This is a genomic window from Lactococcus protaetiae (assembly GCF_006965445.1).
Taxonomy (GTDB): domain Bacteria; phylum Bacillota; class Bacilli; order Lactobacillales; family Streptococcaceae; genus Lactococcus; species Lactococcus protaetiae.
The window spans coordinates 19,460-32,580 of sequence record NZ_CP041356.1; the positions used below are offsets into that span (position 1 = coordinate 19,460).

Here is a 13,121-nt window from a genome sequence, read left to right on the forward strand (position 1 = left end):
ATTATCGCTTGACCTTTTAAGTTTTCTCTTAGACATTTATCATCCTTTTCGTTCCGTCAGTATACTGACAGAAATTTTGTCAGCAACTTTCTGCTTTAGTTTTCTTCTTTGTCAGCGTCTTTTAACCAAATTGTTCCTGATTTTGTTTCAAATTCAAAAGTCAAAGTATCTTCTCCTTGACGAACAATCGCAGCACCATTTCTTCCAGCTTCAAATGGTGTATCAAGGTTCAAACGTGTCTTATATCCACCAAAAATCGTACGCACATGACCGACAAGACCTAGTGTTTCTGGCACAGCAACTTTAATGTCACCATTCACATTTTTCACATTTAATTTGCGAGCTTTGCCAATTGTTTCGGTCACAAGGATATTACCATTGACCAATGTCACATCAGCAGATTCAAAAGCCGTTGTAATACGAATATTACCATTAACACCATTCAACTTAATTTCATCAACGATACCATCAAGTAACTTGATTTCTCCATTTTTATTGCTGACTTCAACTGCATGACTTGTCACTTCACTGACTTCAGCGGTACCATTGACCTGATTGATATTTAAAGCATTTGCTTCAATCTTTTCAACCTTCACCTCTGCATGAACCGTGTTCAATTCAATGTTGTCATAATTCTTTGCTGGTAAATACAATGTAAGGTCAGCAGCAATTCGGCCATTGACTACAATTTCAAGCGTGTCATCAACAACTTCGATTTTAGTTTTTTCAGCAACATACGCTTCAATATTTCCCTCGTCAACTGCTCCGTAAACTTTATATTCAGCTTTCACATGGGCATTATCTCCAGGTAGAACCGTTACTTTTCCGCCCTTAATGTCAATGTTGACTTTGTCAAAATCTCCCTCAACATCGTTTTCTACTGGATAAGACGTTGATTTTACTTTCGGAAAGCCATTTGAAAAATCAATATTGTCATCTACTGCTTTTGAAACGCCTTGGAAAAGTTCTTTACCTTTTGCAAAGATACTTTCTGCAACATTTTTCATTGCATCAGGAAAATCAACATTATGATTTACATAGCCTTCCTTGTCAGTAAATGTAAATTTTGATGAGGATTCTTCATCAGTATTGACAGATTCATCAGCTCCACCCTTTTTTTCAAGAAGTTCCAAAGCTTCATCTTCCGTAATAATTCCGCGACGCATCAAATCCATAATTCTATCTTTTTTGTTAGCCATTTTTATCCTTTCTTGCTTTGTCAAAGCACTTAACATCTTTAAAAACTTTTTTATATCTGAGATTATCTCAACCTCACACTCTTATTATCTCAAACTTTCCAACAAAAAAAATCAGCCCAAAGACTGATTTTTTATTTGTTCTTTTAAACTGACTTACATCAATATTTATCAGTACTGACAGAACCCATTCTCATTTAGGTTGAATATAAGTTGCCAATGCCGCCACTCCAGCAGAAATATGACGCTCACTCACAATATTATTCCCCTTAACATTCATCTCAGAAACTAATATTGAATTATCTGGATACACCTTCTCTACAAAAGCCACATGACCATAAACAGAACTCGAACCCGCAACTCCTGGAGGGAAACTTACCGCATAACCCTCTGTTGGAACAGTCGTCGTATAATAACCTTGTGCCTGAGCATTAATCCCCACTCACCACCATTACCCATATGAGTTCCAATCTGACCCCAAGTTGAATGATTCGGTTATACACATACTGCGTACAATTTCCAAACGCATAACTCTCTGAACCTGGATATTCCACCCCATTATAAGCAGGAAAATTCGATGTATCCAATTTTGAACTTAACACAGGACTTGCTGGTGTATCTGACGCCCATACTTGAGTACTACTATCTACATTGTCATAGAAATTCAGATTATATTCTTGGATAATATCAATCAGTTTTTGAGCATAGTCAGGATCTGTCGCAAAAACACCCTGCAATGATTCCGCTGCTTCTTGATAAGTTTTCGACTGAGACTTCCAAGAACCTGCATAAATATCTGGATTCCAAGTCGTCCCTTTCAACATTAAGTTAATATAATCATCTAAAGATTGATCATAGTTACTATAAACCCGAAAACTCTGTTGAGTAAAATAAGGATTAGTTCCAGCAAATTCTTGCGTTTGGAATGTCACTGATTTCCCTAAATAAGCCCCTGTAATATTGAAAATATTAAAGTACTTCTGAGCCATATTACTTTGACCATAACCCGACTCTAAAATCGCTTGCGCCAAGATAATCGAAGCAAAAAGATTATTTTTCCCCGCCAAAACCTGTACTCGAGGTGCAATACTCTTGATGAAAGCTTCTGGGCTAGACGTATCAATTTTCTTAATGGGTTGAGCCGCCTCTATTTTCTTCAATACAGGACCTGTATAAATGGAAGTGGCGTTACTCAGCTTTGAGCTTCCCACTGTCGAAGACTGATAATAAGCAGAATTCGCATAACTAGAAACAACTGTTTCAGAATGTGAAAAAACATGACTTGTTACAGTTTTTGTAGATGAGCTAATCGTTTTACTCGGAGTACTTGGCTTAGGTGATGCTGGCTTCGGCTTACTTGGTGATGCTGGTGTGCTTGGTTTTGGAGGCGTCGGTTTCGGTTTATCCGGCGTACTCGGTGGAGTAGGCGGCGTGCTAGGCTCCGTAGGTTTAGTTTCATCTGGAGGCGTGACTGACGAATCATCTCCTGAATTTCCCGTTCCTTCCGAACTCTCCCCATTGCTTCCCGTCTCATCTGGCGTATTGTCTGGCGTCTCATTATTATTATCTGTTGTTACTTGACCCGTATCACCTGTATTCGTTTGACCCGAATCATCACTCGTTACTAATTCATTACCATTATTCACAACCTGTGACGTACACGTCACCTCATTCGAAACTGGTAACTCATCTGCATGAGCCGTAGCACCAAACGTACTTATCCCCAAGGCTAGTGCTGTACCTGCTACTAGCTTGTAGGTCTTTCCAGTTCTTTTTTTACTATTTTCAACCTTCAAAATCAAAACCTCTTTTTATTCTACTCGCTCTCAATGAAATTTATGATAACACTCTTATTACAATATTGTAACACTTTCTAAATTATAACGCAAGCTAATCACTTCTCATACTTATATATACGTAAATTAATCTAAAATATCACTCCTATAAACAAAAAAATCTGCCAAAATGGCAGATTTCCTCTTTATTAAGATTTATTACTAATTCTTAAGCTTTGTTTGCTGAACCAAACACATCAATACGTTCTTCAACAGACGCAGTAATTGCATCAAAACCAGGTTTCAAGAATTTACGTGGGTCAAAGAGTTTTTTCTTCATGTATTCTGCTTCATTAGCATCAAATTCATTAACGAATTTACGAGTTGCAGCTGCAAAAGCAAGTTGACATTCCGTATTAACATTAACTTTAGCAACACCGTTCGCAATAGCTTCACGAATTTGATCATCAGGGATACCTGAACCACCGTGAAGTACGATTGGCACATTGTGTCCCATAGCTTCAACCAAAGCAGCATTCAATTTTTCTAAGTGATCAATATGAAGACCAGTCCATCCTTCTGGATAAGGTCCGTGAATATTACCAATACCAGCTGCAAGGAAGTCTACACCAAGTTTAGCCATAGCAACAGCATCTTCGATAGGAGCAAGTTCACCATCACCGATGATACCATCTTCTTCACCACCAATAGTGCCAACTTCACACTCTACAGAGATTCCTTTTGCGTGTGCTTTTGCGATAACTTCTTCAGCATATTTAAGGTTTTCTTCAATTGGAAGATGTGAACCATCAAACATTAATGAAGAGTAACCAACTTCAATACACTCCAAAGCATCTTCAAAGTGACCATGGTCAAGGTGAATAGCCACAGGAACAGTAATACCCATTGATTCAACAAGAGTTTCAATGAGAAGTTTACACATTTTGTAACCACCCATGTATTTAGCCGCACCCATAGAAGTTTGGATCAATACAGGAGTCTTTTTAGCTTCTGCTGCACGCAAGATAGCTTGTGTCCATTCAAGGTTGTTTGTGTTGAAACCACCGATAGCGTATCCGTTATCACGAGCGGCTTGTACGAATTTTTCTGCTGAAACGATTGCCATTTCAAAATCCTCCGAATATTTTATTACTTACCTAGTATAGCATTTTGTGAAGTATTTTTCTAGTGTTAGCACATCAAAAGATAAAAGTAATCGCTTAACTACGCGGTTTGAGACTAAAGTAGTAAAAAAGTTGGTAACTTAGTTACCAACTATATATAATCCCGAGGACCGGTTTCGAACCGGTACGAAGGTTACCCCTCGCAGGATTTTAAGTCCTGTGCGTCTGCCAGTTCCGCCACCCCGGGTGATTATAGAAAAACTCCCACTGGGGAGAAATTAAGCGAACGACGAGATTCGAACTCGCGACCCCAACCATGGCAAGGTTGTGTTCTACCCCTGAACTACGTTCGCAACGCTTGTGTCTTCCGACAATGCCGACTACATGATTCGAACACGCGACCCTCTGATTACAAATCAGATGCTCTACCAACTGAGCTAAGTCGGCTAATACCTAAAGATGCGGATGAAGGGACTTGAACCCCCACGCTGTTAAGCGCTAGATCCTAAATCTAGTGCGTCTGCCAATTCCGCCACATCCGCGAGGAATTATGACCCGTGCTGGGCTCGAACCAGCGACCCTTTGATTAAAAGTCAAATGCTCTACCAACTGAGCTAACGAGTCATTAGTCTATTGACTAACGGTTCCGACGGGAATCGAACCCGCGATCTTCGCCGTGACAGGGCGACGTGATAACCGCTACACTACGGAACCTATTCAAATAAAGGCTGAATCAACCTATGGGAGTTAACGGGATCGAACCGCTGACCCTCTGCTTGTAAGGCAGATGCTCTCCCAGCTGAGCTAAACTCCCCAAACTTGGCCACTCGCCTATCTCCCAGGGGCAACCCCCAAGTACTTCCGCCGTAGATGGACTTAACTGCTGTGTTCGACATGGGAACAGGTGTATCTCCATCGCAATGATGACCAAATCTTTAAATGTTCCTTTGAACATTCAAAACTAAATAACAATCCTTCTAACTTCTAAACCTTAAGCATTTTATAGTTGACTCTTTTGGTAAAGTCCTCGAGCGATTAGTACTGGTCCGCTCCACCCTCACAGGGCTTCCACTTCCAGCCTATCAACCAGATCATCTCTCTGGGCTCTTAATTCTTACGAATGGGAAATCTCATCTTGAGGTGGGCTTCGCACTTAGATGCTTTCAGCGCTTATCCCTTCCCTACATAGCTATCCAGCCGTGCTCCTGGCGGAACAACTGGTACACCAGCGGTAGGTCCATCCCGGTCCTCTCGTACTAAGGACAGATCCTCTCAAATTTCCTACGCCCGCGACGGATAGGGACCGAACTGTCTCACGACGTTCTGAACCCAGCTCGCGTGCCGCTTTAATGGGCGAACAGCCCAACCCTTGGGACCGACTACAGCCCCAGGATGCGACGAGCCGACATCGAGGTGCCAAACCTCCCGTCGATGTGAACTCTTGGGGGAGATAAGCCTGTTATCCCCAGGGTAGCTTTTATCCGTTGAGCGATGGCCCTTCCATGCGGTACCACCGGATCACTAAGCCCTAGTTTCCTACCTGCTCGAGTTGTAGCTCTCGCAGTCAAGCTCCCTTATACCTTTACACTCTACGATTGATTTCCAACCAATCTGAGGGAACCTTTGGGCGCCTCCGTTACTCTTTAGGAGGCGACCGCCCCAGTCAAACTGTCCGTCAGACACTGTCTCCCTGGCCGATATTGCCAGCGGGTTAGAGTAACCATAAGTCAAGGGTAGTATCCCAACAACGCCTCAATAGAAACTAGCGTCCCTATCTCAATGGCTCCTACCTATCCTGTACATGACTTACAGGTACTCAATATCAAACTACAGTAAAGCTCCATGGGGTCTTTCCGTCCTGTCGCGGGTAACCTGCATCTTCACAGGTACTAAAATTTCACCGAGTCTCTCGTTGAGACAGTGCCCAAATCATTACGCCTTTCGTGCGGGTCGGAACTTACCCGACAAGGAATTTCGCTACCTTAGGACCGTTATAGTTACGGCCGCCGTTTACTGGGGCTTCAATTCAGGGCTTCGCTTACGCTAACTCCTCCTCTTAACCTTCCAGCACCGGGCAGGCGTCACCCCTATACATCACCTTGCGGTTTAGCAGAGAGCTGTGTTTTTGATAAACAGTTGCTTGGGCCTATTCACTGCGGCTGGCTTTTACACCAGCACCCCTTCTCCCGAAGTTACGGGGCTATTTTGCCGAGTTCCTTAACGAGAGTTCTCTCGATCACCTGAGGCTACTCGCCTCGACTACCTGTGTCGGTTTGCGGTACGGGTAGATATGACTTTACGCTAGAAGCTTTTCTTGGCAGTGTGACATCAGAGAGTTCGCAACCGTAGTTGCTTCCCCATTACAGCTCAATGTTAAAGAGAAATGCATTTGACACATCTCACACCTCACTGCTTAGACCAGAATCCATTAACTGGCATCTCTTAGCCTACTGCGTCCCTCCATCACGATCATATCTAGTACTGGAATATCAACCAGTTGTCCATCGACTACGCCTTTCGGCCTCGCCTTAGGTCCCGACTAACCCAGGGCGGACGAGCCTTCCCCTGGAAACCTTAGTCTTACGGTGGATAAGATTCTCACTTATCTTGCGCTACTCATACCGGCATTCTCACTTCTTAACGCTCCAGCACTCCTCACGGTATACCTTCTTCGCGGTTAAGAACGCTCTCCTACCATTGATAATATATCAATCCAAAGCTTCGGTAATATGTTTAGCCCCGGTACATTTTCGGCGCAGGGTCACTCGACTAGTGAGCTATTACGCACTCTTTGAATGATAGCTGCTTCTGAGCTAACATCCTAGTTGTCTGTGCAACCCCACATCCTTTTCCACTTAACATATATTTTGGGACCTTAGCTGTTGGTCTGGGCTGTTTCCCTTTCGACTACGGATCTTAGCACTCGCAGTCTGACTGCCGAACATGTGTATTAGCATTCGGAGTTTATCTGAGATTGGTAATCCGAGATGGACCCCTCACCCAAACAGTGCTCTACCTCCAATACACTTACATTTCGACGCTAGCCCTAAAGCTATTTCGGAGAGAACCAGCTATCTCCCAGTTCGTTTGGAATTTCTCCGCTATCCACAAGTCATCCAAACACTTTTCAACGTGTCCTGGTTCGGGCCTCCAGTGCGTCTTACCACACCTTCACCCTGCTCATGGATAGGTCACTAGGTTTCGGGTCTACATCATGATACTAAAGCGCCCTATTCAGACTCGCTTTCGCTACGGCTCCGTCTCTTCAACTTAACCTCGCATCATAACGTAACTCGCCGGTTCATTCTACAAAAGGCACGCTCTCACCCATTAACGGGCTCGAACTTCTTGTAGGCACACGGTTTCAGGTGCTATTTCACTCCCCTCTCGGGGTTCTTTTCACCTTTCCCTCACGGTACTGGTTCACTATCGGTCACTAAGGAGTATTTAGGGTTGGGAGATGGTCCTCCCGGATTCAAACTGGATTTCGCGTGTCCAGCCCTACTCAGGATACTGCTAGGTATAAGGTCTATTTCGAATACGAGGCTTTTACTCTCTTTGGCTCATCTTCCCAGATGATTCTTCTATAGACCTTAAGTCCACGTTGCAGTCCTACAACCCCAAGAAGCAAGCTTCTTGGTTTGCCCTTCTTCCTGTTCGCTCGCCGCTACTTAGGAAATCGTTTTTACTTTCTCTTCCTGCAGGTACTTAGATGTTTCAGTTCTCTGCGTTACCTTTACATGAGCTATGTATTCACTCATGAATAACTGCTAGAAGCAGCTGGGTTTCCCCATTCGGAAATCAACGGATCAAAGCGTACTTACAGCTCCCCGTCGCATATCGTCGTTAGTCACGTCCTTCTTCGGCTCTTAGTGCCAAGGCATCCACCGTGCGCCCTTATTAACTTTGCCATGATGATTCAATCATCTTTTTTCAAGTATAAGTTTGTAAATTCTTTAAAATTCACAGCTTTTCGGTTTATTTATCGTTATTAGATATTGTTATTTAGTTTTCAAGGTTCAAGATGATTTTAACGTCTTTTCTGACAAGATACCTTCGGCTGAAACTAATCTCAACACTTACTTTCGTATCTTCATGGAGCCTAGCGGGATCGAACCGCTGACCTCCTGCGTGCAAAGCAGGCGCTCTCCCAGCTGAGCTAAGGCCCCACAATCAAGAAGTTGATTCTTGCGTGGTCTATCTCTAGACCCTCAAAACTGAATAAAGTTGAATGCTCATCCTTGTATATATTCCTTAGAAAGGAGGTGATCCAGCCGCACCTTCCGATACGGCTACCTTGTTACGACTTCACCCCAGTCATCGGTCTTACCTTAGGAAGCGCCCTCCTTGCGGTTAGGCAACCTACTTCGGGTACTCCCAACTCCCGTGGTGTGACGGGCGGTGTGTACAAGGCCCGGGAACGTATTCACCGCGGCGTGCTGATCCGCGATTACTAGCGATTCCGACTTCATGTAGGCGAGTTGCAGCCTACAATCCGAACTGAGAATGGTTTTAAGAGATTAGCTAAACATCACTGTCTCGCGACTCGTTGTACCATCCATTGTAGCACGTGTGTAGCCCAGGTCATAAGGGGCATGATGATTTGACGTCATCCCCACCTTCCTCCGGTTTATCACCGGCAGTCTCACTAGAGTGCCCAACTTAATGATGGCAACTAGTAATAGGGGTTGCGCTCGTTGCGGGACTTAACCCAACATCTCACGACACGAGCTGACGACAACCATGCACCACCTGTCACCGATGTACCGAAGTAACTCCTTATCTCTAAGGATAGCATCGGGATGTCAAGACCTGGTAAGGTTCTTCGCGTTGCTTCGAATTAAACCACATGCTCCACCGCTTGTGCGGGCCCCCGTCAATTCCTTTGAGTTTCAACCTTGCGGTCGTACTCCCCAGGCGGAGTGCTTATTGCGTTAGCTGCGATACAGAAAACTTATAGCTTCCTACATCTAGCACTCATCGTTTACGGCGTGGACTACCAGGGTATCTAATCCTGTTTGCTCCCCACGCTTTCGAGCCTCAGTGTCAGTTACAGGCCAGAGAGCCGCTTTCGCCACCGGTGTTCCTCCATATATCTACGCATTTCACCGCTACACATGGAATTCCACTCTCCTCTCCTGCACTCAAGTCTACCAGTTTCCAATGCATACAATGGTTGAGCCACTGCCTTTTACACCAGACTTAATAAACCACCTGCGCTCGCTTTACGCCCAATAAATCCGGACAACGCTCGGGACCTACGTATTACCGCGGCTGCTGGCACGTAGTTAGCCGTCCCTTTCTGGTTAGATACCGTCACTGCATGGATTTTCCACTCCCACACACGTTCTTCTCTAACAACAGAGTTTTACGATCCGAAAACCTTCTTCACTCACGCGGCGTTGCTCGGTCAGGGTTGCCCCCATTGCCGAAGATTCCCTACTGCTGCCTCCCGTAGGAGTTTGGGCCGTGTCTCAGTCCCAATGTGGCCGATCACCCTCTCAGGTCGGCTATGTATCATCGCCTTGGTAGGCCTTTACCCTACCAACTAGCTAATACAACGCGGGATCATCTTTGAGTGATGCATTTGCATCTTTCAAACTTTTAACTTATGTTTAAAGCTTTTATGCGGTATTAGCATTCGTTTCCAAATGTTGTCCCCGCTCAAAGGCAGATTCCCCACGCGTTACTCACCCGTTCGCTGCTCTTCCAGTTGGTACAAGTACCAACCTTCAGCGCTCAACTTGCATGTATTAGGCACGCCGCCAGCGTTCGTCCTGAGCCAGGATCAAACTCTCAAATAAAGTATTTAAGTCACCTTAGTGACTGGCTTGTCTTTCATTATTGATTGACAGATTTTTGATGTCTTTACGACATCACATGAGTCATTCTTCTTTATTCAGTTTTCAAGGGTCTAAACGCTTGAGTGGCTTCCCTCTCTCGCGACAACTATTATATTCTATCAAACTACACACCCTTTGTCAATTATTTGTTGTGATTTGATAAAACTTTTTTTATTCATCCTTTTTGTTACTCCCTTTAACCATACAATCACTCCTTACTTCTAAATAAAAAACCACTTAAATGTGGTTTGCGAGTTAGTATTCTATTCTTGGGAGATTTATTTTTTTTACCTCTGATATAATCCTGATGAATACGATGCAAGCTACTGCAATTGACAGTGCAAAATAGTGATTTAACTCTGGGCGTAAAATAACATACAGAATCCCTCCTATAATGCAGGATACTGCATAAATATTTTCTCTAAATATCATCGGAACTTGGTTGGCTATGATATCACGGATCATTCCTCCACCGACTCCCGTGAGAACTCCTAAAAATACAATAAAGAATAAATTATGTTCAAATCCTTTAGCGATTCCTGCATCTATCCCCAAAACTGTAAAAATTCCTAGACCGATAGCATCCGAAACCAGTAAAAGAATATTATAAAAACGTGCAACTTTAAAAATATTAAAAGCTTCTCTCTTTGATTTTATAACCGTAGCAATTACCATAGAAGTGATTGAAGCAATGATTGATATAATAATGAAAAAAGGTGATTTTAATGATGTTGGCGGAACAATACCTAATAACAAATCTCGAAAAATCCCTCCGCCAACTGCTGTGATAACAGACATCACTAAAATCCCAAAAACATCTAATTTATGATTGATTCCAACTACGGTTCCCGAGATGGCAAATGCAACTGTGCCTAAAATTTCAAAAAACAAGTAGATGTTGTTAATCACGTGAAGCCCCTTACTCTTTATTACGATGTTGATATAAATTAGCAATTAGCGATAGTATTCATTATACATTATATCTTACGTGTTTTCGATAAAAAAAGACTACTTAATTAAGTAGTCTTTTTTAGTCAGTTAACACGGCTGAAGTTTGCAACATCTTCTGTGATGTTGGTGATAAAATCTTCAAACGGAATAACCGATGTTTCTTTTGAACCATAACGACGGATATTAACCGTACCATCCGCTTGTTCTTGATCTCCTATGACAATTTGATATGGAATCTTGTGGGTTTGAGATTGACGAATCTTGTAACCCATTTTTTCATTGGTATCGTCAACTTTTACTCTGAAGCCTTTATCTTGAAGTTTGTGTTGAATTTCCCATGCATAATCAGCATGAATCTCGTTGTTTACCGGAATGATTGTAGCTTGTGTTGGAGCTAACCATGTTGGGAATGCTCCTTTGTAAACTTCAATGAGATATGCCGTGAACCGTTCCATCGTTGAAACAATACCTCGGTGTACCATAACCGGACGATGTTTTTCACCATCTGAACCAATATAACTGAGGTCAAAACGCTCTGGAAGAAGAAAGTCAAGCTGAATTGTTGATAATGTTTCTTCATTTCCAAGAGCAGTTTTGACTTGAACATCTAATTTTGGTCCGTAGAAAGCTGCTTCTCCCTCTGCTTCGAAATAATCAAGTTCAAGCTCATCCATTGCTGCTTTAAGCATATTTTGAGCATTTTCCCACATTTCATCATTATCATAATATTTATGTGTATCTTCTGGATCACGATATGATAAACGGAAGCGATAATCTGTGACATTAAAGTCTTTATAGACATCCATCATCAATGTTAAAGCATTTTGGAATTCTTCTTTGATCTGGTCTGGACGAACAAAAATGTGACCATCATTAAGTGTCATTTCGCGGACTCTTTGCAAGCCTGAGAGAGCTCCTGATTTTTCATAACGGTGCATCATCCCTAGTTCAGCGATACGAATTGGCAATTCACGGTATGAACGAACATCATTTTTATAAACTTGAATATGATGTGGGCAGTTCATTGGACGAAGCACCATTTCCTCTCCATCTCCCATATCCATAGGCGGAAACATATCTTCTTGATAATGGTCCCAGTGTCCTGATGTTTTATAAAGTTCAACATTAGCCATGATCGGTGTGTAGACGTGCCAATAGCCTCGTTTAACTTCCATATCTGTAATGTAGCGTTCAATTGTACGTCGAATTGTTGCTCCGTTTGGCAACCAGACTGGGAGGCCTGAACCGATTTCTTGAACATTTGCAAAAAGTTCAAGTTCACGCCCAAGTTTACGATGATCACGTTCTTTCATTTCTTCACGGAATTTGAGATTTGCTTCAAGCTCCTCTTTTGTAAACCACGCTGTTCCGTAAATACGTTGCATCATTTTATTATCCGAATTTCCACGCCAATAAGCCCTGCAACATTTAAAAGATGGAAAAATTTGATAACTCCTGTGCTAGGAACATGAGGACCACGGCAAAGGTCTGTATATTCCCCTTGAGTATAAATTGTCAATCCGCCTTCATCTTCATTGTGTTCTTCAATGAGCTCGAGTTTGTATGGGTCATGAGCAAAGATTTCCTTTGCTTGTTCTTTAGTGACTTCTCTTCTTTCAGATTTGAAGTTTTCTTTTACAATTTTCTTCATTTCTGCTTCAATAACTGGAAGGTCTTCATTGGTAATTTGACCTTCGTTATTATCAGTATCGTAATAGAAACCGTCTTGAATTGCTGGTCCTACTCCAAGATGAATATTTGGAAAATGACGTTTTGCTGCTTGAGCAAAAAGGTGGGCAGCACTGTGACGAAGAATCCCTAATGCATCTTCATGTTCTGGTGTCACAATCTCAAAATCTGCATCTCCCATAATTGCACGTGTTGCATCAATAAGCTTGCCATTGACTTTACCTGCTAAAGTTTTTTTGGCGAGACTAGGTGAGATTGACTTTGCGATTTCAAATGTTGTTACACCAGATTCGAACTCTTTGATGTTACCGTCTGGAAATGTGATTTTAATCATATTTTTGCCTTTCTTTGCTTGTTTTATCAAAACAAGTGCGTGGCTGTCGATGCTCGCTATGCCACTAGGTGAAACAACTAGCATATCCGTAAGCACTAAAGCGCCAACGGCTATCCTATAAAGTGGCTAGTCGCAATCGCAATATTCCGACCTCTTAGGTCAGAGATACAGCAGCACTAAACCTTGACTTCATTAATCTGTCAGTACTG

The 13,121-nt window shown here is 42.7% G+C and carries 3 protein-coding genes, 8 tRNA genes, 3 rRNA genes and 2 pseudogenes; all 16 read right to left on the minus strand.

Annotated features, from left to right (window positions below; genetic code table 11):
* Positions 1-95: 95 nt before the first annotated feature.
* The 16 genes and pseudogenes from FLP15_RS00085 to thrS all read right to left on the minus strand — a co-directional run bounded on the left by FLP15_RS00085 (position 96) and on the right by thrS (position 12,912).
* The gene (locus FLP15_RS00085) at positions 96-1,199 is read right to left on the minus strand and encodes a DUF4097 family beta strand repeat-containing protein (RefSeq protein WP_142765537.1); all 1,104 of its coding nucleotides are present in this window, start codon (positions 1,197-1,199) and stop codon (positions 96-98) included.
* A 190-nt stretch (positions 1,200-1,389) separates the two neighbouring features.
* Positions 1,390-2,923 (minus strand): annotated as a pseudogene (locus FLP15_RS00090) (amidase domain-containing protein).
* Positions 2,924-3,200: 277 nt separating this feature from the next.
* On the minus strand, positions 3,201-4,097 hold the full coding sequence (locus tag FLP15_RS00095) for a class II fructose-bisphosphate aldolase (RefSeq protein ID WP_120772345.1): 897 nt from the start codon (positions 4,095-4,097) through the stop codon (positions 3,201-3,203).
* 159 nt (positions 4,098-4,256) lie between these two features.
* Positions 4,257-4,342: transfer RNA gene (locus FLP15_RS00100), tRNA-Leu, on the minus strand.
* Between the two features lie 34 nt (positions 4,343-4,376).
* Positions 4,377-4,448 (minus strand) — tRNA-Gly (locus FLP15_RS00105).
* 21 nt (positions 4,449-4,469) lie between these two features.
* A tRNA-Thr gene (locus FLP15_RS00110) sits at positions 4,470-4,542 on the minus strand.
* Positions 4,543-4,555: 13 nt separating this feature from the next.
* A tRNA-Leu gene (locus tag FLP15_RS00115) sits at positions 4,556-4,637 on the minus strand.
* 9 nt (positions 4,638-4,646) lie between these two features.
* Positions 4,647-4,719: transfer RNA gene (locus tag FLP15_RS00120), tRNA-Lys, on the minus strand.
* 17 nt (positions 4,720-4,736) lie between these two features.
* Positions 4,737-4,809: transfer RNA gene (locus tag FLP15_RS00125), tRNA-Asp, on the minus strand.
* A gap of 27 nt (positions 4,810-4,836) precedes the next feature.
* Positions 4,837-4,909, minus strand: a tRNA-Val gene (locus FLP15_RS00130).
* Positions 4,910-4,912: 3 nt separating this feature from the next.
* A 5S ribosomal RNA gene (gene rrf, locus FLP15_RS00135) occupies positions 4,913-5,027 on the minus strand.
* Between the two features lie 83 nt (positions 5,028-5,110).
* Positions 5,111-8,006: ribosomal RNA gene (locus FLP15_RS00140) — 23S ribosomal RNA — on the minus strand.
* 185 nt (positions 8,007-8,191) lie between these two features.
* Positions 8,192-8,264, minus strand: a tRNA-Ala gene (locus FLP15_RS00145).
* 89 nt (positions 8,265-8,353) lie between these two features.
* A 16S ribosomal RNA gene (locus FLP15_RS00150) occupies positions 8,354-9,899 on the minus strand.
* Together the 16S, 23S and 5S rRNA genes with 8 tRNA genes alongside form the textbook arrangement of a ribosomal RNA operon.
* Positions 9,900-10,193: 294 nt before the next feature.
* Positions 10,194-10,847 carry a trimeric intracellular cation channel family protein gene (locus FLP15_RS00155; protein ID WP_223804659.1) on the minus strand — a complete coding sequence of 218 codons (654 nt, stop codon included), beginning with the start codon at positions 10,845-10,847 and terminating at the stop codon, positions 10,194-10,196.
* Positions 10,848-10,972: 125 nt separating this feature from the next.
* Positions 10,973-12,912 (minus strand): annotated as a pseudogene (gene thrS, locus FLP15_RS00160) (threonine--tRNA ligase).
* Between the last annotated feature and the right edge of the window lie 209 nt (positions 12,913-13,121).

Coding starts and splice junctions, on each gene's coding strand:
- FLP15_RS00095 (WP_120772345.1), bottom strand. CDS start 4,097: ATGGCAATCGTTTCAGCAGAAAAATTCGTACAAGCCGCTCGTGATAAC.
- FLP15_RS00085 (WP_142765537.1), bottom strand. CDS start 1,199: ATGGCTAACAAAAAAGATAGAATTATGGATTTGATGCGTCGCGGAATT.